The organism is Asaia spathodeae NBRC 105894 (assembly GCF_025994195.1).
Classification (GTDB): Bacteria; Pseudomonadota; Alphaproteobacteria; order Acetobacterales; family Acetobacteraceae; genus Asaia; species Asaia siamensis.
In genome coordinates, this window is record NZ_BAPY01000073.1 from 60404 (window position 1) to 82732 (window position 22329).

Genomic DNA, 22329 nt, shown 5'->3' on the forward strand with positions numbered 1-22329 from the left:
GGCGGGCACAGGTAATCATGAACAGCGTCCCGCGCCTGCGCGGTGACGCTGTTTTTGTTGAAAGGACCGGTGGATGGCCTCCGCAGCCGAGCAGCTTGCCGCCAATCTCAATCTGAGCTCGTTCGCCAAGGCGACCGAGTTGAAAAAGCGTATCTGGTTCACGCTGGGCGCGCTCATCATCTATCGCCTCGGCACCTATATTCCGGTGCCCGGTGTCGACGCGACAGTCCTGGGGCAGCTGCTGCAGCAGAACCAGGGCGGCATCATCGGCATGTTCGACATGTTCAGCGGTGGCTCACTCGGTCGTATGGCCGTGTTTGCGCTCAACATCATGCCCTATATCAGCGCCTCGATCATCGTGCAGTTGCTCTCGACGGCACTGCCGTCGCTGGAAGCGCTGAAGAAGGAAGGTGAGCAGGGGCGCAAGAAGCTCAACGCTTACACGCGCTACCTCACCGTGCTCATTGCCTTGTTCCAGGCCTATGGTCTCGCGGTCGGGCTCGAGCACATGGCGACGAAGACCGGTACGCTTGCGGTGGTTTCACCGGGTCCGTTCTTCATCCTGTCGAGTGTGATCACCCTCGTGGGCGGAACGATGTTCCTCATGTGGCTGGGTGAGCAGATCACCTCGCGTGGCGTGGGCAACGGCATTTCGCTGATCATCTTCGCCGGTATCGTTGCCAATTTGCCCCATGCGCTCTCTAGCCTCTTCCAGCTGGGCTACACGGGGGCATTGTCGCCCTTCTTCGTGCTGCTTTTCCTGGTGCTTGCCGGTGCTACGATCGCGTTCATCGTGTTCATGGAGCAGGCGCAGCGTCGTGTGGTCATCCAGTATCCCAAGCGGCAGGTCGGCAGCCGGATGTTCGGCGGTGATTCGTCGCATATGCCGCTCAAGGTGAACACGGCTGGCGTCATTCCGCCGATCTTCGCCTCGTCGGTGCTGCTGATCCCTGTCACGATCTCGGGCTTCATGAACGGCAAAAATGTGCCTGGCTGGGTCAACACCCTTGGGCAGGAGTTCGGGCAGGGTCAGCCGCTCTATATGGTCTTCTACGCGGTGATGATCCTCTTCTTCTCCTATTTTTATGCCGCGGTGACGTTCAACCCGGAAGAAACGGCTGAGAACCTGCGCAAGCAGGGTGGATTCGTGCCGGGCATCCGTCCGGGGTCGAACACGGCGCGTTATTTCGATCGTATCCTTTCGCGTCTGACGACGATCGGTGCTCTCTATCTTGTTGCGGTGTGTCTGCTTCCGCAGATCCTGATCAGCCGTTACAACGTGCCCTTCTATTTTGGTGGCACGAGTCTGATCATTATCGTCTCGGTGACGATCGACACCATGACCCAGGTTCAGTCGCATCTCGTTGCCCATCGCTATCAGGGTCTGATTCGCAAGCAGCGCGGTCGCGGTAACGGCAAGGCGGATCAGGCGAGAGGAATGCGTCGTCGATGAACATCATCCTTCTTGGCCCGCCAGGTGCAGGAAAAGGCACCCAGGCCGATCTGCTTGAGCAGGAATTCAAGCTCGCTCATATCTCCACCGGGGATATGCTGCGCAACGAGATGGCAGAGGGGACGCCGCTCGGCCTCAAGGTGAAGAGCATTGTCGAGTCCGGGCAGTTTGTCTCCGACGAGGTGATGATCGACCTGATCAAGAGCCGCACGCTCAAGGCCGATTGTGCGCAGGGATTCATCCTCGACGGATTCCCGCGTACGGAAAGCCAGGCAGAGGCACTCGACGTCATGTTGCAGGAGCGTGGGGTCAAGATTGACGCCGTGATCCTCATCGAGGTCGATGCCGAGCAGATTGTGGCCCGTCTTGCGTCACGTCGCGCGCCTGATGGCTCGCGACGTGCGGATGACGAGCCGGAGACGGTGCGTCGTCGTATCCAGGTCTACAAGGACCAGACGGCCCCGATCCTGCCTTATTATGAGAACGCAGGCCGCCTGCGCCGCGTTGATGGCATGCAGAGCCTTGAGGCTGTGCATGCGTCGATCGTGGCGGCGCTAGGCCTTGACAAATGAGGCTCATGAAGCCGATCACGCAAAAGTGAACGGTTTTATTTGACTCGCAGGGGGTGCTCGATATATTGCGCGCCCTCGACACAGGTGCTGTCAGACGCCGTGATCGACCCTTTCAGAGCGGTCGATTCTTTAGCGGACTGAACAGTTTCGATTGAACTGGCCCAAGCTTTGGGTCGAAGCAAAAAGAGAGCCTGACCTACTCGGTCGGGCAGGGAGTGAGTGGCGTGGCGCGTATTGCCGGCGTAAATATTCCGACGAACAAGCGGGTAGTCATTGCCCTGAGCTACATCTACGGCATTGGTCCGTCGACGGCGAAGGCAATCTGCTCCAAGCTCGAAGTACCTGAAGCGAAGCGCGTTAACGAGCTGAGCGACGATGAGATCGTGAAGATCCGCGAACTGATCGATGGCGATTACCGCGTCGAGGGTGACCTCCGCCGCGAAACCGCGATGAACATCAAGCGTCTGATGGACCTTGGTTGCTATCGTGGCCTCCGTCATCGCCGTGGTCTGCCGGTGCGCGGCCAGCGTACGCACACGAACGCCCGTACCCGCAAGGGCAAGGCCGTAGCGATTGCCGGTAAGAAGAAAGCTACGCGCTAATTCGCGCATCTTAAGCGGATCGTGGCGAGTGGCGGCCAACAGGCTGTCCTCTGCCCTTCGCTCATTGCCAAGACTGACAGGACGACCTCACTATGGCCAAGGCCGCAACTCCGCGTATCCGCAAGAAGGAGCGCAAGAACATCATCTCTGGTGTCGCGCACGTTCTTTCGACGTTCAACAACACCATGATCACCATCTCCGACGCCCAGGGCAACTCGATTGCCTGGTCTTCGGCTGGCGCCCAGGGCTTCAAGGGTTCGCGCAAGTCGACCCCGTATGCCGCTCAGGTTGCTGCTGAAGACGCTGGCCGCAAGGCTCGCGACCACGGCATGGAGACGCTGGAAATCGAAGTTTCGGGTCCGGGTTCGGGCCGTGAGAGCGCTCTCCGCGCCCTTCAGGCCGTTGGCTTCTCGATCACGTCGATCCGCGACATGACCCCGGTGCCGCATAACGGCTGCCGTCCGCGCAAGCGTCGTCGCGTCTGATTGACTGCGGCCCCCTCGGGGGCCGCTCGTCTGTCACCACCCGTCCGTAGGTGGTTTCTCCCCCGGGAGAGGCCACCGGCACGTTCTGACCGCGCTCCGGCGCGGTTGATGTTCCGTTGGGCCCCAGCGGGACAAGTTGTTTGAAAGGCCACGACATTGGTCCTCCAGAAGAACTGGCAGTCCCTTATCAAGCCGGAAAAGCTGGAAGTCGCGCCCGGCTCCGTGCCCACGCAGACAGCCACGGTGATCGCCGAGCCGCTGGAGCGTGGTTTCGGCATGACACTCGGCAATGCGATCCGTCGCGTTCTGTTGTCTTCGCTTCAGGGCGCCGCTGTAACGGCGATCCAGATCGACGGCGTGCTGCATGAGTTCTCGTCCGTGCCGGGCGTCCGCGAGGACGTGACGGATATCGTGCTGAACATCAAGCAGCTTGCCCTGCGTATGCATGGCGAAGGCCCCAAGCGCATGGTGCTGACGGCTACTGGCCCCGGCGAAGTGCGTGCAGGCCAGATCCAGGCCGGTCATGACATCGAGATCATGAACCCCGACCTCGTGATCTGCACGCTTGATGACGGCGTGAAGCTCGGCATGGAATTCACGGTCAACATGGGCAAGGGCTACGTCCCGGCTGCTGCAAACCGTCCGGAAGACGCACCGATCGGGCTTATCCCCATCGACGCGATCTACTCCCCGGTTCGCAAGGTCTCGTACAAGGTTGAGCCGACCCGCGTTGGTCAGGTCACCGATTACGACAAGCTTCTGCTCACGGTCGAGACCAACGGTGCCGTTACGCCGGAAGACAGCCTCGCTCTCGCAGCCCGCATCCTGCAGGACCAGCTGCAGCTGTTCATCAATTTCGATGAGCCGCGCCCGGTCCGTCAGGAAGAGCCGCGTGACGATCTGCCGTTCAACCGTAACCTGCTTCGCAAGGTTGACGAGCTCGAACTCTCCGTTCGTAGCGCGAACTGCCTGAAGAACGACAACATCGTCTATATCGGCGATCTCGTGCAGAAATCCGAACAGGAAATGCTGCGCACGCCGAATTTCGGACGCAAGTCGCTGAATGAAATCAAGGAAGTCCTGACTTCCATGGGTCTGTCGCTGGGCATGAATGTTCCGGCCTGGCCTCCCGAGAACATTGAGGATCTGGCAAAGCGTCTCGACGAGACGTTCTGAGCCCCATCCGGAAGAAAGTAGAGTAAGGAAACCCGATCATGCGTCATGGTGTTGCTGGGCGTAAGCTCAATGTTACCTCGACCCACCGCGCTGCCATGTTCCGCAACATGGCCGTGGCTATCATCAAGCACGAGCAGATCACGACGACGCTGCCCAAGGCGAAGGAAATTCGCCCGATCGTCGAGAAGCTGATCACCCTCGGCAAGCGTGGCACGCTGCACGCTCGCCGCCAGGCCTTTGCCCAGCTGCGCGACGAGACCATCGTCACCAAGCTGTTCTCGACCATTGCAGAGCGCTATCAGGGCCGTTCGGGTGGTTACACCCGCGTTCTGAAGGCTGGCGTTCGCTATGGCGACAACGCTGACATGGCTGTTGTCGAAATGGTTGACCGCGACGTTGACGCCAAGGGCAAGGATAGCGGCCCGGTGTTCAACCAGTCCGGTGAAGAGCCGATGGCTGCCTGAAGCTACACGCTTCAGTGAGTGCGAGGAGGGCCGGGCAGGGATCTGTCCGGCCCTTTTTGTTTTTGGCTTACAAATTCTTCTCAATTCGGTTAAGACCGTCTCAACAAGCCGATCTGATCAATCTGAGCGCGAAGCGTGGGATATATGAGCAGATTGGGTCGCATCGCCGTATTCATGCGGAATTGCGATGTCAGGACGGATATCTGGGCGCATCACGGCGTTCATCGATCCTGGCCCCCATACAGGTCCGAGCACTCTCGTAGGACCAGTCACCACGCATCCCATGCCGCCCCGGGCAATGAGGTCCGGCAACGCTCGTGCTGCGTGTAGATACAGGAGAGCTTCTTTGTCTGAGGCAACCACCACCCAGAGACGCGGGATCGCAGAGATCCTCGGTATTCCACGCCCTCTCTTCTTCGGCTTCGTCGGCCTGCTGCTGTTCATGATCGGCGACGGCGTTGAGGCAGGCTATCTCGATACCTTCATGCTCCATAACGGCCATACCCAGGGCGACGTGAACCTGCTGTTCACGACCTACGGTATAACGGTCATGATCTCGGCCTGGTTCTCAGGGCCGCTTTCCGATCTCTACGGGCCCAAGAAGGTGATGTGGATCGGTCTGATCCTCTGGGCGGTTCTGGAAGTCGGGCTGCTCGCGCTCGGCCTCGGCCCCAACAACTTCACGATGACGCTCCTGTTCTACACGCTGCGCGGTTTTGCCTATCCGCTCTTTGCCTACGGCTTTCTCGTTTGGATTGCTGCCGCAACGCCTGCCAACATGCTGGGCTCCGCTGCGGGCTGGTTCTGGTTTTCCTTCTCGGCCGGTCTGCCGACGCTGGGCTCGCAGTTCGCGCGCTATGCCATTCCTGCTATCGGCGAACTGGCGACATTCTGGTGCTCGCTCGGCCTCGTCATTCTGGGTGGTCTGGTGGCCCTGCTCTTTACGCATGAACCCACTGGCAAGAAGCGTCTCCTGCCCGACCATGTGAGCACGAAAGACATCTTCTTTGGCTCGATCAGCATCATGTGGCGTGAGCCCAAGACCCTTATTGCGGGTATCGTGCGCACCATCGACACGTCGTCGGAATATGCCTTCCTTGCGATCATGCCCGCCTTCTTCATTGACCATCTGGGCTTCACCCAGGGGCAGTGGCTGAACCTGCTTTCCCTGATCTTCCTCAGCAACATCCTGTTCAATCTGGTATCGGGCATGCTGGCTGATGCGCTGGGTCACCGGTTCATCGTGTCGGTCTTCGGCGGTATCGGTGGTTTTGTCTCGATCCCGCTCTTCTATTACATTCCGGTCTGGTATCCGGGCAATTTTGCTGCTGCAGCGGCGGTTGGCATCTTCTATGGCGCTACTGTAGCCGCCTTCGTGCCGCTCTCCGGCCTGATGCCGCAGATCTGCCCGAAGGAGAAGGCTGCAGCGCTCTCGATTCTTGGTCTGGGCGCGGGTGCAAGCACCTGGGTTGGTCCTGCCATTGCCGGTATCTGTGAGAGCGTCTTCGGCTTCGGCATGGAGGGGATCATCTGGGCTTTCGCCCTGATCTATCTCGCTGCTGCTGGCATGACAGTCACCCTGCGCATCTCTGATGAAGCCCGCCGCTATACGCAGGAGGCGCTCGCCCGGGGTGAGAGCATCACGGCAGTCGGGCACTAGGCCCCGCCGCAGCGAGGCTATCTGTTGCACTCGCAAGGCGCCGTTGACAGTTGTCGACGGCGCCTTTTTTCTGGGTCGATGTCTGATCTTCTTCCCAAACCGCCAAAAGACTGGGGAAGCCTTGAGCGCTTCTCCTTCGGCGATAGTCCGGCCCTGGCCGACGAACTTCTCGATCTCGTTCTGCGCGGTCTCAAGACCGGAACCTGTTGGGCTGCCTCCGACGGGCAGCAGACGCGTATAGGCAAATTGAGCGTCGTCTGTGACGGCAGGGATCAGCCTCGGGCAATCACGCAGACGCGCAGCCTCAAGAAAAGACGCTATTGCGATGTGGGCGAGGATTTCGCTGCAAAGGAAGGGGAAGGCGACAGAAGCCTCGCGTACTGGCGGCGCGAGCATGAGCGTTATTTCCGTCGCCTGAACCAGTTCAGTGAGACGATGGAGCTCTGGTGCGAGGAATTTGCTGTCGTGTTTGTGTTTCCCGAAATCCCATAAGACATGCGGTAACCGCAAGGAGATTACAGGACGAACTTTCATTGCGACATCGCGTTGACCCCGGACAGAACAATGAGGGCTCTCCCATGCTCAAGCTTGCTATTTTCTTCCTGATCATCTCGCTGATTGCGGGTCTGTTCGGCTTTACCGGTATCTCGGCCGCTTCCGCCGGTATCGCGAAGATTCTCTTCTTCCTGTTCATCGCGCTGTTCGTGCTGTTTCTCGTCATTGCGGTGTTCGTCGGCAAGGCAGTGACCTGACCGACCAGGAGTCTGAACAATAAAAAAGGGGAGGGCCTTTGGGCCTTCCCCTTTTTTTGTGCTCCGGTCTTTGAACACCCGAGCCTTATTGCTTCGTCTTGGACATGAATTCGGGAAGAAGCGGGTTGTTGGTCTGGAGAGACGCCTTGCTCGGCAGTTGCGAGACATCCCAGCCACCGCCAAGGGCCACAATCAGGTCGACATGTGAAATGGCGATATTCTGGTGAATGCCCAGTGCCTGCACTTCGTAGCTCAGGGCGTTCTGCTGGCTGGTCAGCACGGTCGTGTAGGTCTGCGTACCAGCAATATATTCGTTCATCGACACGCGAACGGCTTCCTGCGCAGATTTCACCGCGACATCCTGATCGATCATCTGTTCGTTCAGGATACGCAGATTGGAGAGATTATCCTCCACGCCCTGCAAGGCGGTCAGCACGGTCTGACGGTAGGTTGCGACAGAGGCGTCGTAATCGGCACGGGCCGAACGCACTGCCGCCGTACGAGCGCCACCATTGAACAGGGTCTCGGTCGATGAGGCACCCAGCGACCAGAAACGTGTGGCTGCCTGGATCAAGGTTTGCAGAGGGTTGCCGCTATAGCCATAGGTCGCGCTGACCGAAATCTCCGGATAGAAGGCGGCGATGTAATAGCCGATCTCGGCATTATACCCTTCCATGTTGCGTTCTGCCGCAGCGATATCGGGGCGACGCTGCAAGAGCAGCGACGGAACGGCCGTCGGAGGCGTCGGCAGCGTTGTCGTCAGGGTGCCAACCGGAATGCTCAGATCGGCAGGGGCGCGGCCAATCAGGACGGCAATGGCATGCTCGTACTGGGCACGCGCCACGCCAGCCTGTGTGGCCTGGGCCTGTGTCTGCTGCAGCTGATAACGCGCCTGCCAGAGCGAACTCGGGTCAGTCACGCCGGCATCGACCTGGTTCTGCACGATCGTCAGGGCCTGCTGGAAATAGCCGACATTGTCCTGATAGAGCTTCTTCAGGCTGTCCTGGTAGCGCAGGTTGAAATAGGCATTCGCCAGTTGCGACTGATAGGAGAGCTGGGCATTGGCCAGATCTGCTGCGCTGGCCTGAGTGGCGGTAACCTGCTGCTGAATCTGCCGGCGAATACGCCCCCACACATCGAGCGTCCAGGAAGCGGAAGGACCTGTATTCCAGGTATTGACCGTGGTGGTGGACGAGTAATTGACCACAGAGCCCGTGCTTGCGCTGCGCGAACTGCCACCCTGTGCGTTCCGGCTGAAGCTGAACGAGCCCGAAAGCGTCGGAAAGAGCTGGGCGCGTATCGAATCGATCGTGGCTTCCGCCTTGCGATACTGGGCTTCGTATTGCTTGACGTTCTGGTTCGAGATCGCGACCTGCGACTCAAGCCAGTTCAGCTGCGGGTCATGATAGATCTCCCACCAGGCCCCCTTGGAGGCTTCGGCGAGCTGCGGCTGTGCCACGCCCCAGCCCGGCGGTGGCTTTGGGGCCTCCTTGAACTTTGCCGAGATGACAGCATGAGGGCGGTGATAGTCAGGACCGACCATGAAGCAGCCTGAAAGCAGGGGCGTGCAACATGCGGCAAGGAGGCTGAAGCGTCGGGCTGAGCGGGACGGAAAGGGAGTCATCCTTGAGTCTGATCCTGATGGCGCGGGCGGAAGAGTGCGACGAGAGAATGAAGGCGGCGTTTGACCGCGCGTCCCATGGCGTCGAGCGTCAGGAACACGGCGGGCGTGCTGTAAAGGGTGAGGGCCTGGCTGACCACCAGACCACCGAGAATGGAAATGCCGAGAGGGCGGCGCAATTCTGCACCATAACCATTGGCAATGATCAACGGAACCGCCCCGAGCGCTGCGGCGAGCGAGGTCATGATGATAGGGCGAAACCGCAGCGCGCTCGCCATGCGGATGGCCTCTTCGGGCGTGGCGCCCTCGCGCTGGGCCTGCATGGCGAAATCGATCAGCATGATGGCGTTCTTCTTGACGATCCCGATAAGCAGGATCACGCCGATCATGGCGATCAGCGAGAACTCCTCGCCGAAAACCTGCAGGGCCAGAATGGCACCCACACCGGCAGAGGGCAGGGTGGAGAGAATGGTGATGGGATGCACCAGGCTCTCATACAGCACGCCCAGCACGATATAGACCGCTGCCAGTGCAGCGAGAATCAGTAGCGGTTCGTCATTGACCGATTTCTGGAACAGTGCGGCATTGCCTGCAAAACCGCCCTGGATGTCAGAAGGCACGTGCAGCTTGACCAGCGCCGCGTTGATGGCGGTCACGGCATCACCCAGAGACACGCCCTGACGCAGGTTGAAGGAAATCGTCGTGGCGACAGATTGCCCCTGATGATTGACGCTGAGCGCGGTCGTACCGGGCAGGATATGAGAGGTGAGGGAAAGCGGCACCATCGTTTCAGTGCTGGTCGCAACAGCAGAACCCGATGAGGTGTTGCTGCCCCCGGCCAGGCTATTGGCCATCTGGTTCTGGTAATTCGAATCGGCGGTCGAAACGCTGGTTGAATCCGTGCTGGTTGTGACGACGCGGATCCGGTTCGACGCGACGCTGCCAGAAGCCGTGCCACCGGATGTGCTGATCCAGACCTGGTTGAGCGAGGTCGGGTCTTTCCAGAAGCGCGGTGCGGCTTCCATGATCACATGATACTGGTTGATGGGCTTGTAGATGACCGACGCCGTGCGTTGACCATAGGCGTCATAGAGAATGTTGGAGACGAGCTGCGGGGTGATCTGAAAGCGTGAGGAGAGGTCGCGATTGATCTTCACATCAAGCGCCGAGCCGCCTTCGCTGAGGTCCGATGAGACATCCATCAACTCGGGAAGCTTCTGGAAGGCTTCGACGACTTTCGGCGTCAGGGCGAAAAGCTCGTCGGCATCCGGGCCCTGCAGCGCATACTGGTAGGAGGCATTGCCACCACGGGCTCCTGCCCGCACGGCGCCGGGAGCCATGAAAAAGATTTCGGCGCCAACCATCTTGCTGAACTTGCGGCCCAGCCTTTCGATGGTCTGGGTCACCGTGTCATTGCGCGCGGACTTGTCCTTGAGCGAGGCAAAAAGATTGGCCTGATTGGCCTGTCTGCCGCCAAGAAAGCCGACAATCGCCTCCACGTCGCGATCCTGCGAGACCGTTTTGGCCACCTCATAGGTCTTGTCGCTCATCTGGCTGAACGAGGAAGACTGGTCACCAATGATGTGGCCCATCATCATGCCGGTATCCTCGTCCGGGAAAAACCCTTTCGGCATTTTCACGAAAAGGGCGCCGGCGATGAACAGGGTGAGCGGCAGGCTCAGCAGCATGAGCCAGCGATGGCGCAGCGACCAGTCAAGAGAGACCACGTAGCCGTCGGTAATGCGGGTGATCTGGCGGTCGAGATAGATCGCGATGCGCGCACGCTTGTGTTCTGTCTTTGCAGGGCGCAGCAGCAGGGCGCAGATCATCGGGGTAAGAGAGAGCGAGAGGATCATCGAGATCACCAGCGTGATCGAGATCGTCATGGCGAATTCGTGGAACAGGCGTCCGGCAATACCCCCCAGCAGGATGATGGGGACAAAAACCGCGATCAGCGAAAGCGTGATGGAGACGACCGTAAAGGCGACCTCGCCAGCGCCGGTCAGGGCGGCCTTGAGCGGTGACAATCCCTGTTCGAGGTAGCGGGTGATATTCTCCAGCACCACGATGGCGTCATCGACCACGAAGCCTGTCGAGATGGTCAGGGCCATCAGCGACATGTTGTCGAGCTGATACCCCATGAGCTTCATGGCTGCGAATGTCGCGATGATCGAGGTGGGCACCACGATGGCAGGCACCAGAATGGCCGGTGCCGACTGAAGGAAGACGAGAACGACCAGCACCACCAGAATGACGGCCAGAATCAGCGTCAGCTTGGTGTCATCGAGCGCGGCACGGATGGTCTTGGAGCGATCGACGGCGATATGCAGGTCGATATCGGGCGGCAGGGCAGCGCGGATGAGCGGCAGCCGCGCCTTGATCTCATCCGTGGTCTTGACGACATTGGCCCCTGCCTGCGCGAAGACCAGCCCCACGACGGCGCGCTGGCCATTATAGACGCCGAGCGTGCGCAGGTTTTCGACACTGTCATTGATCTCGGCCACGCTCGACAGACGCACGGGGCGCGCATTGCGATAGGCGATGATCAGATCGCGATAGGCCTGCGCCTTTTCTGCCTGATCATTGGTATCGAGGGTGAAGCGAAACCCGTTGGAATCGATGAAGCCCTTGGGGGTGTTGGCGTTGGCAGAGGCCAGAGAGGCGCGCACGTCCTCAAAGCCGATGCCGTATTTGTAGAGCAGAAGCGGGTTGACCTCGACGCGCACGGCAGGCAGCGCGCCGCCGCCCACTTCAACCTCGCCCACGCCCTGCACCTGGCTAAGCTGCTGCTGCAGCACATTCGTTGCCTGATCATAGAGCATGGCGGGCGTTTTGGTGGGCGAGGTCAGCGCCATGACCAGAATGGGCGCACCGTTCGGGTTGGCCTTCTGATAGCTCGGGTTTGTGCGCAGCGTGGTGGGCAGATCGGCGCGGGCTGCCTGCAGTGCCGCTTCGACATCGCGTGCGGCACCATTGATGTCACGCGACAGATCGAACTGAAGAATGATCCGGGCCTGATTGACCATCGATTGCGAGGTCATCTCGGACAGACCGGCAATGGCGCCCAGATGGCGCTCGAGCGGCGCCGCGATGGTGCTGGCGATTTCGGTGGGTGAGCCGCCCGATTGCTGGGCCTGCACCATGATGACGGGCATATCCACATTGGGCAGATCGGCCACGGGCAGCATCGTATAGGCCAGAAGGCCGGCGATCAGCATCGCTGCGGTCAGAAGCGAGGTCGCGACCGGCCGCAGGATGAAGGGGCGGGTGATGTTCACTCGCCACCCTGTTCAGCAAGACGCTCGGACATGCTGCGCATACCGAAGCGACGGCGTGTGGCCGCAGCTATGCGATCCATCAGCAGATAGATGACCGGCGTGGTGAACAGCGTCAGGAGCTGCGACAGCAGCAACCCGCCGACAATGGCGACACCAAGCGGGCGGCGCAGTTCGGAGCCGACACCCTGACCGAGCATCAGCGGCAGCGCGCCGAAGAACGCAGCCAGCGTGGTCATGAGGATCGGGCGGAAACGCAGCAGCGCAGCGCGACGGATCGCATCGAGAGGCGCAAGCCCGTCGAGACGTTCCGCCTCAAGGGCGAAGTCGATCATCATGATGGCGTTCTTTTTCACGATGCCGATCAGCAGCACGATGCCGATAATGCCCATCACATCCAGATCCATGCCGCAAAGCGACAGGGCCAGCAGCGCCCCGATGGCGGCTGAGGGCAGGGTCGAGAGAATGGTGATCGGATGGATGAAGCTCTCATAGAGCACACCCAGCACGATATAGACCGCCATGAGGGCCGCAATTACCAGATAGAGCTCATTGCTGAGCGACGAACGGAAAGCCGCTGCCGTGCCCTGGAACGCGCTCTGGAAGGCTGGCGGCAGGCCGATGCTTGTCGCCGCATGATCGATGGCATTGGTCGCCGTACCGAGCGAATAGCCATCGGCCACGTTGAACGAGATCGTGGTTGCCGGAAACTGGCCAAAATGCGTGATGAGCAGCGGTGCCAGACCCTTTGTGATGGTCGTCACCTGATGCAGCGGCACCAGCCCCGATGTCGGCAGTCGTGTGGGGCCTGAAGAGCTCTGGCCTGCCTCGCTGGAGATGCCGGGCAGATAAAGCTGGTTCAGGCTCGCCAGATCGTGCTGGAAGCGCGGCTCGGTCTCGAGGATAACGCGATACTGGTTTGACTGCGTGTAGATCGTCGAGATCTGACGCTGGCCGTAGCTGTCATAGAGCAGGTTATCGATCGTCTGGGGCGTGATCGAATAGCGTGCGCCATTGGTGCGGTCGAGATTGACATGGGCCACCAGCCCTTCAGCCTGAAGGTCTGAGGTCACATCGGCCAGAGCGGGTTCGTTCTGCAGCGCGGTCAGGAGCTTGGGAACCCAGATCTTGAACGTGTCGTAATCGGGGTTTTCAAGCAGGAACTGATACTGCGTGGCCGAAACCGTTGAATCGAGCGAGAGATCCTGCACCGGCTGCAGATAGAGCCGGGCGCCGGGCGTTGCGCTGCCATTGGCGGCCAGGCGCTTGAGAATGGCTGAAAGCCCGCTCGTGCGTTGTTCCAGCGGTTTGAGATTGATCAGCATACGCCCGACATTGAGCGTCATGTTCTGACCATCGACGCCGACAAAGCTCGACACGCTGGCGACGTCGGGGTCTTTCAAAACCTCGGCAATCACCGCTTCCTGATGCTTCTTCATGCTGTCGAAGGAGATGGCCTGGGCCATTTCCGTGATGCCCTGCACCACGCCCGTATCCTGACGGGGGAAGAAGCCCTTCGGAATGGCCATGGCCAGCACGAAGGTCAGCACGAACGTGCCCAGCGCCACAATGAGCGTGGCCGTCTGGTGGCGCAGCACGAAATCGAGCCAGCGCGCATAACCGGCGATGACACGATCGATCGCGTTGCCGACCTTGGCAGCCAGGCGCTGGAAGCGTGTGCCGTGCTCGGCATCATGCGGGCGTTCGCTCAGCAGGCGGGCGCACATCATCGGCACGAGGGTGATGGAGACAATGGCCGAAATCACGATGGTGATGGCCAGCGTCATGGCAAATTCATGGAACAGGCGTCCCACGACATCGCTCATGAACAGCAGCGGAATCAGCACGGCAATCAGCGAGACTGTCAGCGAGATGATCGTAAAGCCGATCTCCTGCGATCCCTTGACGGCCGCCGTATAGCGGTCTTCGCCCATCTCGATATAGCGCGCGATGTTCTCGATCACGACGATGGCGTCATCAACCACGAAGCCTGTCGCGATGGTGAGTGCCATGAGCGAAAGATTATCGAGAGAGAAATCGAGCAGATACATCACGGCCAGCGTGCCGATGAGTGACAGCGGTACGCTCAGGCTCGGGATGATCGTGGCAGGCACGTTGAACAGGAAGACAAAGATCACTGCGACAACGAGCAGCATGGCCATGGCCAGCTCGAATTCCACATCCGACACCGAGGCGCGAATGGTGGTGGTGCGATCGGTCAGCGGCGTGATCTCGATGCCGGGGGGCAGGGTCTTGCGCAGTTCCGGCAGCACGGCCAGCACATTATCGACCACCGAGATGACATTGGCGCCGGGCTGGCGCTGAACGTTCAGGATGAGCGCAGGTGTCTTGTCCGACCAGGCGGCGAGCTGATCATTCTCCGGCCCCTGAACGACGGTGCCGACATCGCGCAGGCGGATCGGGCCGTTATTCTGATAGGCGATGATCTGGTTCATCAACTGGTCGACAGAAGAGATCTGGCCATCGATGCGCAGCGTGGTCGAGCGATGCGGCCCGTCGAACGTGCCTGTAGGCGAGTTGATGTTGACCGTCCCGATGGTGGTGCGAACCGTATCGATCGCGATGCCATAGGAAGTCAGCTTGGGAATATTGAGCCTGACCCGGATGGCCTTGCGGTTGCCACCCGAAAGCGTGACGAGACCGACCCCCGAAATCTGGCTGACGCGCTGCTGCAGGCGCGTATTCACGAAATCCTGCACCTCGGTAAGGGGCAGGGTGCGCGAGGTGATGCCAAGGGTCAGAACGGGGGTGTCGGCCGGATTGACCTTGGCATAGATCGGCGGGGCAGGCAGATCGGTCGGCAGCAGCGAATTGGACTGGTTGATGGCCGCCTGCACCTCCTGCTCGGCGATATCCATCGACATGTCGAGCCCGAAGCGCAGCGTGATGACAGAGGCACCGCCGGAAGACTGTGAGGTCATCTGGTCGAGGCCTGGCATCTGGCCGAGCTGCGTCTCGAGCGGCGCCGTGACGGAGGTGGCCATCACATCCGGGCCAGCGCCCGGATAGAAGGTCGAGACCGTGATAGTGGGATATTCGACCTGAGGCAGGGCCGATATCGGCAGGAAGTGATAGCCGAGAAACCCGGTCAGCATGATCGCCAGCATCAGCAGCGAGGTTGCGACCGGACGATCGATAAAGAGGCGTGACGGGTTCATGGGCGGGCTTACTGCGCGGGCTTGGCGGCGGGAGCGGAAGGCGTTGTCGACTTGGCATCGCCCTTGTCTGCGCTCTTGTCGCTGTCATCGGCCGGGATGGTAACCTTGGCACCGGGGCGCAGATGGTTCGTGCCATCGGTCACGACGCGCTCGCCCAGCTTGAGGCCGGACTTGATGACCGTCACGTCATTGCTCGCAATGCCGGTGGTGACGGTGCGCATCTCAACCGTGTTGTCATCCTTCACGACATAGACGAACTGCCCGTCAGGCCCCGTCTGCAGCGCATTGGACGAGAGCAGGATCACATCATGCAGCGTGTCGACCAGCAGGCGGGCATTCACGAACTGGTTCGGGAAGAGATGCTCGTCCTCGTTCGAGAAGATGGCGCGCATACGCACCGTACCGGTGGCGGTGTCGATCTGGCTGTCGACAGCCTTGACCGAGCCGGTGGCGATCCTGTTCAGATTGGCGCTGTCCCAGGCCTCGACCGGCAGCTCGCCCACCTGTCGCAGGCGATCCATGACCTGCGGCAGCTGGTCCTGAGGCAGGGTGAAGATGACCGAGATCGGCTGCATCTGGGTCAGGATGGTGAGACCACCCGACTGACCTGCCGTAAAGTAATTGCCCATATCGACCGCGCGGATACCGACGCGACCGTCAACAGGCGCCAGGATATGGCAGTAATAGAGGTTGAGGCGGGCATTATCGACATTGGCCTGATCGAGCTTGACCGTGCCTTCGAGCTGCTGGACCTTGTATTCGGCGTCTTTTGCCGTCATGGCCGCGATCGAGTTCTGGGCGATCAGCTTGGCATAACGCGCTGCATTGACCTGGGCGTCGGCAAGCTGGGCCTTGTCCTGCTGCAGCGTGCCGAGCTGCTGCTCGAGCGCCACCTGATAGGGGCGCGGATCGATCAGCACGAGTTCGTCGCCTGCCTTGACGTGCTGACCTTCCTTGAATTCGACATTCATGATGTAGCCGCTCACACGCGCCTGCACCGTGACGTTGGTGATGGGCACAACCGTGCCGAGCTCGGTCAGGATCTCGGGCATGTTGCCGGTCTTGACCACAGCCACCGCAACGGGGCTCGCATCGCTGTTGCGTTGCGCGCCTGCGCCGCTCTTGTGGCTGCCACGGCCAGCGTGATGGGTTGTGCTGTGCGGGCGCAGAAACGCGACGGCAAGAAGCAGAACGATTACCCCGCCAATCACGAAGAGCAGGCGGCGCCTCCGGCGCGGCTTGCCCGGCATGGGCGAAGCTGAGGCATGGGGCGCAGTATGGCGCGCAGGCTGGGTCCGATCGGGGCCCGTCTGGTCAGTCATCTCTTCTCGTCTTCCATCACCCAAATCCAGGCGCGGTCACATGTGCGTTCTGGTGTCTGAGACATACGTTATTTGAGGCCGCCCTATCATGACGTCAGCTAAATTCTAGTTCAATGACGAAACAATTCAAAACACACTGCGTTACGTCACATCGCCGCATGGCTGCCGATATTGCGTGTAGCCGAACGAAACCGTTTTGCTTATGCCTCGTTGCTCTTATCGTCACGGATGTTTCGCATTCCGTTTAGTGAAAGGATTATGACAATGGCCGATGCAGTTGAAAACAAGGGTGAAGGCCTGCTCGACGAAGCCAAGGGCCGTCTCAAGGATGCTGCCGGTGGCCTGACAGGCGACGCAAAGCTTCAGGCCGAAGGCAAGATCGACCAGCTTTCCGGCATGGCGCAGCAGGAATTCGCCGATCTTTACGATGATGCCGAGACCACGCTCGAAAAAGCAACCGCCTTCGTGCAGGACCGTCCGCTGATCTCGCTCAGCGTGGCCATTCTGGTCGGCACGATCCTTGGCGCAATCTTCTTCGGTCGTTCGAAGAAGAAATAATATCGCCCGTCAGGGACGTATTTCGGAGGGGGGATCGCAGTGATGCGGTCCCCTTTCTTCGTATTGACAGAGGAAAAAAGAATCCGCGACGCGTAACAGGGGTTTACAGCGCGATTCGGGTGATTCAAAAGCGATTCGAATGACTGTGCGACTCGGGCAGTCCGACCTGTTTCTTCTCGTCAAGGATCCTGCGACCGCTCATGCCAGACTACGCTCTCGAATCTGCCAATGGGGCACCTGAAAAGAGCGTGGTCGGCCTCGACGAGGTCGGACGCGGTCCGTTGGCGGGTCCCGTCATCGCCGCAGCGCTAATTTTCCTGACGCCGCCCGTCGCGGCTCTGGCCACGCTGATCGATGATTCGAAAAAGCTGACGGCAAAGCGTCGTGATGCCGCCTATGCGGCCCTCATGCAGACACCATCGGTGCGCGTCGGGCTGGGCGCGGCATCGGTTGCAGAAATCGAGGCGATCAATATCGGCAAGGCGTGCCATCTCGCCATGAAGCGGGCACTGCAGCATCTGGGCATCATTCCCGATTGCGCTCTCGTCGATGGCAATCGCCTGCCTGATCTGGGTTGCCCTGCCGTGGCGGTTGTCGGCGGCGATCGCAAAAGTCTCTCTATTGCCGGCGCGTCCATCATTGCCAAGGTGACGCGAGACCGGCTCATGACGCGTCTTTCCGAGCGCCACAATGCCTATGGGTGGGAAAAGAATGCCGGTTACGGCACGGCCCTGCATATGGCTGGTTTGAAACAGGCTGGTGTCACGCCTCATCACCGCCGCGAATTTGCCCCTATACGCGCCCATCTCGCTGGCGCAGCCCATATGGTCGGAGCCATCTAATGCAGGATTTTCCCCTCGATCAGATCCTGTGCGGTGAATGCATTGAAACGATGCGCAGCCTGCCCGATGCGAGCATCGACTGCATTTTCGCCGATCCGCCCTATAATCTGCAGCTGCGTGGCGAACTGCGCCGTCCCGACGAAACCGTTGTCGACGGTGTCGATGACGCTTGGGACAAGTTTGCCGATTACGCCACATACGACAATTTCACCCGTGAATGGCTGGCTGAAGCGCGTCGCCTCCTGACCAAGGATGGCACGATCTGGGTGATCGGTTCGTATCACAACGTCTTCCGCCTCGGCGCCATTATGCAGGATCTCGGTTTCTGGATCCTGAACGATATCGTATGGCGCAAGGCCAATCCGATGCCGAATTTCCGCGGCCGTCGCTTCACGAATGCGCATGAAACCCTGATCTGGGCAGCGCGTGGGCCGGAGAGCAAATACCGCTTCAATTATCAGGCCATGAAGGCCCTCAATGACGATATGCAGATGCGCAGTGACTGGTACCTGCCGCTCTGCACCGGCAATGAGCGTCTGCGCAATGCCCATGGTCTGAAGCTTCACCCGACCCAGAAGCCCGAGAGCCTGCTGCATCGCGTTCTGATTGCCTCGACCGTCGTTGATGACATCGTGCTCGATCCGTTCTCGGGCAGCGGTACCACAGCCGCGATGGCCAAGCGTCTCGGACGTCGTTTCATCGGTATCGAGCGCCACCCCGACTATATCGAGGCGGCACGGGCACGCGTCGAGGCCGAAACCCGTCTGTCGGACGACCAGCTGGCCATTACCCCAGCCAAGCGCGAACTACCGCGGATTCCGTTCGGAAGCTTCGTCGAGCAGGGGGCACTGCCTGCCGGAACGGAGCTGTTCGACCGCCAGCGTCGTCTGAGCGCAACCGTCATGCCCGATGGCAGTCTTGTTTCCGGCTCGCATCGCGGGTCGATCCACAAGATGGGGGCCATTCTGACCAATGCGCCTTCGTGCAATGGCTGGACCTTCTGGTATTTCGAACGCCAGGGCGAAGTCCTGCAGATCGATATCCTGCGTACCGAGCAGGCCCAGACGCCCCTGCGCAACGTTGGCTGAACGCCAGGTCGATCAGGTAACTCCCGGGTCTTGTTGACGATTTTGCGATAACAAGACCTAGGGATGATGATGGATCCGGTATAGTTGAAAGTATTCGCCCCTTGTATTCAGGGTGGCGATTGGCCGGATTCGATCGATGATGATGTTCGATACTTCATTGTCGTATCGAAATAAAAAACCTTACAAATGATTGCCGGGCGTCCTTCTGCGTCTTTCCTGTGAAAAACATCGTCTGTTTCTGCGTTCAGAAAACAGGCCTGCTTTCTGATGACCTCGGTGCCTGTGCTCCCGTCTCCGGGTTTAGAGGGGGGATCGTGCCGCCGCATTGGTACGGATCCCGCTTCCCGGCAGCAAGGACGCAGCCATGGGGCAGGGCGGGTACGAGTTGAGACCGCAGGAGCATCAAGCGATCATGGACGAGAAAAAGCCCGAAAACGCTCAGGAATGGCTGGACCCGGCCCGCGACCCCGACAGCCGCGCCCGTGCTGCAACCCGCGCCATGAGCCATGACCAGAAAATGTCGTGGGTTTCCGGTCCGATGGCCATTCCCGGTAACGGCGCGAAGAAGCCCGAGGGCGCGATAGGGTCAGCCGGTTATTTCCCCGCCATGCCTGCGCTGGGTCTGCCAGCGCAACAGCAGAGCGATGCCAGTCTGGGCATAGGCAATCTGGCCGATGTCAGGCCGGGCGATACAGCGACGGCGCTCCCTTCCTCACTGATGCTTGGCGCCTCTTTCGATCCTGCCCTGGCAAGAGAGACTGGACAGGTCGTCGGGCGGGAGGGGCATGCAAAAGGCTTCAACGTCGTGCTGGGTGGCGGCGCCAATCTGCTGCGTGAGCCCCGCGGCGGGCGTATTTTCGAATACGTCTCAGAAGACCCCCTCCTGACCGGCCATATCGCCGGTGGATCGGTTGCCGGCATCCAGTCCTGTCATGTCGTGTCGACCATCAAGCATTATGCGATCAATCCCGAGGAAACGGGTCGTGTGATGATCAGCTCCGATATCAGCGAGACCGCCCTGCGTGAGAGCGATCTGCTGGCTTTCGAAATGGCCATCGAGATCGGTCAGCCGGGTGCCGTCATGCCGGGCTATAATCTGGTCAACGGGGTCTGGGCGTCGGAAAACGCGTTTCTGCTGACCCAGGTGCTGCGTGACGACTGGGGCTATCGCGGCTGGGCCATGTCTGACTGGGGCGCCACCCATACGACCGTTAAGGCGATCATGTCCGGGCTGGATGTGCAATCCGGCGCCAATATCGATCCCGAGCCGTTTTTCGGTGCGCCGTTGAACGAGGCGATCAGGACCGGCGCTGTGCCTGCCGAGCGTCTCGATCTCGCCATCACCCGTCAGCTGCGCAGTCTGTTTGCCGTCGGTGCTGTCGATCATCCTGCGAAACCGGGCGGGACGATCGATTACGAGGCGCATAAGGCAATCGCCAGGCGTGCGGCTGAAGGCGGTATCGTTTTGCTGCGTAACGAAAATGCGCTTCTCCCGCTGCGCAAGACGCTCGATCGTATACTGGTCGTGGGTGCCCATGCCGATAGCGGTGTGCTGTCCGGCGGTGGGTCATCCTCTGTCACGCCAACAGGCAGTCTGAAGCTCAAGGGCGCAGAATTTGCCGGTGTGCCACTCGAAAAAGTCTATCACCCGTCATCGCCTGTTCAGGCAATCCGCCAGCTCTCGCCCAATACGGAAGTGATCTATGACGATGGCAAGGATCATGCCGCCGTCTCGGAAAAGGCGCGTGAGGCTGACGTCGTCATCCTCTTTGCCGAGCTGTGGCGCACCGAAGGTCAGGATGTGCAGGGGCTTGCCCTGCCGGATGGGCAGGAGGCGCTGATTGCCGAGCTGGCTGCGGCAAACCCGAAGACGATCGTGGTGCTGGAAACCGGAGGGCCTGTTCTCATGCCGTGGCGTGAGCAGGTTCCTGCCATTCTGAACGCCTTCTATGTCGGTTCGGGCGGTGGCGAGGCCATCGCTGCAATCCTGTTCGGTCAGGTCAACCCTTCAGGACGTCAGCCTTATACGACGCCGCTGAGTGAGGCGGATCTGCCAAGACCGGAGCAGATCGACCCGGACACCGTCATTTCCAATCCTGGCCAGCCCGTGGACAAGTCGATCGTGCATCGGGACTACGATATCGAAGGCGCGGATGTCGGTTATCGCTGGTTCTCCCGTACCGGAAAAAGCGTCGCTTATCCCTTCGGCTTCGGACTGAGCTATACGCAGTTCGAATACGGTCCGCTGCAACCCGAGGCCGATCTCGCCTCCGTCAGCGTGGTCCTGACCAATGTCGGGCCGGTTGCTGGTGCGGAAGTCGTGCAGATCTACGCCCTGCGCGACGGTGATGCGTCGTTCCAGCCGCGTCTGGTTGGGTTCTCGAAAGTCTCGCTCGCACCGGGTGAGACGGCTTCTGTCGCGGTAGAGATCGAAAAGCACCTGCTCGCCCGGATCGTAGGGGAGGAATGGGTACGAGAGGCGGGGCGTTATCGTCTTGAAGTGCGAAGCGATGCGTTGACCCCGATCACAGGATCTACCCTTGATCTGCCGCGCTGGACGCGTTCCCTGCGCCATGACGCGCCGATAGACTGAAGATGGGAAGGGGCGCGGATCGATTCAGATCATCCGCGCCGGTATTCGACGCCCCGTCAGGAGACGGGGCGATCGGACGCCAGGGCGATGTTCAGCCGCCGAAGCCGAGAAAGCCGATGGTGGGCTGGGGCTGACCGCCCGACGCATCGTGCCGGGGCTTGCCCGCAACAGCCATGGCGGAAGTGCCCTTGCGGCCCTTGCCCTTGATCGTCAGATGCCCATTGCCCTTGGAATCGGTTTCGATCTCGGAATGGGTGGTTTCGGCGGCGAAACCGTTATCGCCATAGTTACGCATCGAGAGCAGCAGGAACATGATGTCCTTGCGATTGAGGTCGATGGCCATATCGAGCGGCGTCTGGAACAGAACGTTCTTGGCGTTCATGTCCGCACCACGATTGAGCGCTTCCTTGGCGGCGTTCAGCGAGCCACGGTTGATGGCATCGAAAAGGGCCTCAGTCGGGTTGAGGTCGACATTGGCGTGACCTGCATCCGATTCCTGAGAGTCAGCTCCGGGAAGGGCCGATGGCGGCGCAGCAGCCTTGGCAGCACGGCGTGCCTCTGCCTTCTTCTGCGCCTCTTCGGCTTCCTGTTCCGCTTCCGCATCGTCGGCAGACTGCGCATGCGCGGCATGCCACGGAATAAAGAACACGGGCGACGCGGCCAGAGCCGTCGTCAGCATCAGGGGAA

At 60.2% G+C, this 22329-nt stretch carries 18 protein-coding genes; 13 read left to right on the forward strand and 5 right to left on the reverse strand.

Annotation, left to right across the window (positions count from 1 at the left end):
• Positions 1-73 precede the first annotated feature (73 nt).
• The 9 genes from secY to AA105894_RS14845 all read left to right on the forward strand — a co-directional run bounded on the left by secY (position 74) and on the right by AA105894_RS14845 (position 7164).
• Positions 74-1453 (forward strand): preprotein translocase subunit SecY, encoded by a 1380-nt coding sequence (gene secY, locus AA105894_RS14805; protein WP_188426062.1) that lies wholly within the window; start codon positions 74-76, stop codon positions 1451-1453.
• Positions 1450-2025 (forward strand): adenylate kinase, encoded by a 576-nt coding sequence (locus AA105894_RS14810; protein ID WP_267312416.1) that lies wholly within the window; start codon positions 1450-1452, stop codon positions 2023-2025. Before secY ends, AA105894_RS14810 begins: the two co-directional genes overlap by 4 nt.
• Positions 2026-2249: 224 nt before the next feature.
• Positions 2250-2627, forward strand: coding sequence for a 30S ribosomal protein S13 (rpsM, locus tag AA105894_RS14815; protein WP_023978982.1), 378 nt, complete (start codon positions 2250-2252; stop codon positions 2625-2627).
• A 92-nt stretch (positions 2628-2719) separates the two neighbouring features.
• On the forward strand, positions 2720-3112 hold the full coding sequence (gene rpsK, locus AA105894_RS14820) for a 30S ribosomal protein S11 (protein WP_023978981.1): 393 nt from the start codon (positions 2720-2722) through the stop codon (positions 3110-3112).
• Positions 3113-3268: 156 nt separating this feature from the next.
• Positions 3269-4288, forward strand: coding sequence for a DNA-directed RNA polymerase subunit alpha (locus tag AA105894_RS14825; protein WP_023978980.1), 1020 nt, complete (start codon positions 3269-3271; stop codon positions 4286-4288).
• Between the two features lie 38 nt (positions 4289-4326).
• Complete coding sequence (rplQ, locus tag AA105894_RS14830) at positions 4327-4752, forward strand: 50S ribosomal protein L17 (protein WP_062164123.1); 426 nt, start codon at positions 4327-4329, stop codon at positions 4750-4752.
• A gap of 298 nt (positions 4753-5050) precedes the next feature.
• Entirely contained in the window at positions 5051-6412 is a 1362-nt protein-coding gene (locus tag AA105894_RS14835; protein ID WP_267312417.1) for an MFS transporter, read from the forward strand.
• Between the two features lie 78 nt (positions 6413-6490).
• On the forward strand, positions 6491-6904 hold the full coding sequence (locus AA105894_RS14840) for an ASCH domain-containing protein (RefSeq protein WP_267312418.1): 414 nt from the start codon (positions 6491-6493) through the stop codon (positions 6902-6904).
• Positions 6905-6990: 86 nt separating this feature from the next.
• Entirely contained in the window at positions 6991-7164 is a 174-nt protein-coding gene (locus AA105894_RS14845; RefSeq protein ID WP_023978976.1) for a DUF1328 domain-containing protein, read from the forward strand.
• Positions 7165-7249: 85 nt separating this feature from the next.
• On the opposite strand, the gene AA105894_RS14850 is transcribed toward AA105894_RS14845, so the two are convergent.
• The 4 genes from AA105894_RS14850 to AA105894_RS14865 are packed head-to-tail and all read right to left on the reverse strand — an operon-like array spanning position 7250 to position 16561.
• Entirely contained in the window at positions 7250-8788 is a 1539-nt protein-coding gene (locus AA105894_RS14850; RefSeq protein WP_267312419.1) for an efflux transporter outer membrane subunit, read from the reverse strand.
• Entirely contained in the window at positions 8785-12063 is a 3279-nt protein-coding gene (locus AA105894_RS14855; RefSeq protein ID WP_267312420.1) for an efflux RND transporter permease subunit, read from the reverse strand. Before AA105894_RS14855 ends, AA105894_RS14850 begins: the two co-directional genes overlap by 4 nt.
• Positions 12060-15239, reverse strand: coding sequence for an efflux RND transporter permease subunit (locus tag AA105894_RS14860; protein WP_267312421.1), 3180 nt, complete (start codon positions 15237-15239; stop codon positions 12060-12062). Before AA105894_RS14860 ends, AA105894_RS14855 begins: the two co-directional genes overlap by 4 nt.
• Before the next feature lie 8 nt (positions 15240-15247).
• The gene (locus tag AA105894_RS14865; protein ID WP_267312422.1) at positions 15248-16561 is read right to left on the reverse strand and encodes an efflux RND transporter periplasmic adaptor subunit; all 1314 of its coding nucleotides are present in this window, start codon (positions 16559-16561) and stop codon (positions 15248-15250) included.
• A gap of 264 nt (positions 16562-16825) precedes the next feature.
• Between AA105894_RS14865 and AA105894_RS14870 the strand changes: the two genes are divergently transcribed.
• The 4 genes from AA105894_RS14870 (at position 16826) to AA105894_RS14885 (ending at position 21642) form a co-directional block, all read left to right on the forward strand.
• On the forward strand, positions 16826-17119 hold the full coding sequence (locus tag AA105894_RS14870; protein WP_188426055.1) for a CsbD family protein: 294 nt from the start codon (positions 16826-16828) through the stop codon (positions 17117-17119).
• A gap of 200 nt (positions 17120-17319) precedes the next feature.
• Positions 17320-17961 carry a ribonuclease HII gene (locus AA105894_RS14875; protein ID WP_267312423.1) on the forward strand — a complete coding sequence of 214 codons (642 nt, stop codon included), beginning with the start codon at positions 17320-17322 and terminating at the stop codon, positions 17959-17961.
• Positions 17961-19049, forward strand: coding sequence for a site-specific DNA-methyltransferase (locus AA105894_RS14880; protein WP_267312424.1), 1089 nt, complete (start codon positions 17961-17963; stop codon positions 19047-19049). The genes AA105894_RS14875 and AA105894_RS14880 overlap by 1 nt, the downstream gene beginning before the upstream one ends.
• 325 nt (positions 19050-19374) lie before the next feature.
• Positions 19375-21642 carry a beta-glucosidase gene (locus AA105894_RS14885; RefSeq protein WP_267312425.1) on the forward strand — a complete coding sequence of 756 codons (2268 nt, stop codon included), beginning with the start codon at positions 19375-19377 and terminating at the stop codon, positions 21640-21642.
• A 91-nt stretch (positions 21643-21733) separates the two neighbouring features.
• On the opposite strand, the gene AA105894_RS14890 is transcribed toward AA105894_RS14885, so the two are convergent.
• A complete protein-coding gene (locus tag AA105894_RS14890) occupies positions 21734-22321 on the reverse strand; it encodes an ankyrin repeat domain-containing protein (RefSeq protein WP_267312468.1) in 588 nt (195 codons plus the stop codon).
• Positions 22322-22329 lie beyond the last annotated feature (8 nt).

Coding starts and splice junctions, on each gene's coding strand:
- secY (WP_188426062.1), top strand. CDS start 74: ATGGCCTCCGCAGCCGAGCAGCTTGCCGCCAATCTCAATCTGAGCTCG.
- AA105894_RS14810 (WP_267312416.1), top strand. CDS start 1,450: ATGAACATCATCCTTCTTGGCCCGCCAGGTGCAGGAAAAGGCACCCAG.
- rpsK (WP_023978981.1), top strand. CDS start 2,720: ATGGCCAAGGCCGCAACTCCGCGTATCCGCAAGAAGGAGCGCAAGAAC.
- rplQ (WP_062164123.1), top strand. CDS start 4,327: ATGCGTCATGGTGTTGCTGGGCGTAAGCTCAATGTTACCTCGACCCAC.
- AA105894_RS14835 (WP_267312417.1), top strand. CDS start 5,051: ATGAGGTCCGGCAACGCTCGTGCTGCGTGTAGATACAGGAGAGCTTCT.
- AA105894_RS14840 (WP_267312418.1), top strand. CDS start 6,491: ATGTCTGATCTTCTTCCCAAACCGCCAAAAGACTGGGGAAGCCTTGAG.
- AA105894_RS14845 (WP_023978976.1), top strand. CDS start 6,991: ATGCTCAAGCTTGCTATTTTCTTCCTGATCATCTCGCTGATTGCGGGT.
- AA105894_RS14850 (WP_267312419.1), bottom strand. CDS start 8,788: ATGACTCCCTTTCCGTCCCGCTCAGCCCGACGCTTCAGCCTCCTTGCC.
- AA105894_RS14860 (WP_267312421.1), bottom strand. CDS start 15,239: ATGAACCCGTCACGCCTCTTTATCGATCGTCCGGTCGCAACCTCGCTG.
- AA105894_RS14865 (WP_267312422.1), bottom strand. CDS start 16,561: ATGACTGACCAGACGGGCCCCGATCGGACCCAGCCTGCGCGCCATACT.
- AA105894_RS14870 (WP_188426055.1), top strand. CDS start 16,826: ATGGCCGATGCAGTTGAAAACAAGGGTGAAGGCCTGCTCGACGAAGCC.
- AA105894_RS14875 (WP_267312423.1), top strand. CDS start 17,320: ATGCCAGACTACGCTCTCGAATCTGCCAATGGGGCACCTGAAAAGAGC.
- AA105894_RS14880 (WP_267312424.1), top strand. CDS start 17,961: ATGCAGGATTTTCCCCTCGATCAGATCCTGTGCGGTGAATGCATTGAA.
- AA105894_RS14890 (WP_267312468.1), bottom strand. CDS start 22,321: ATGCTGACGACGGCTCTGGCCGCGTCGCCCGTGTTCTTTATTCCGTGG.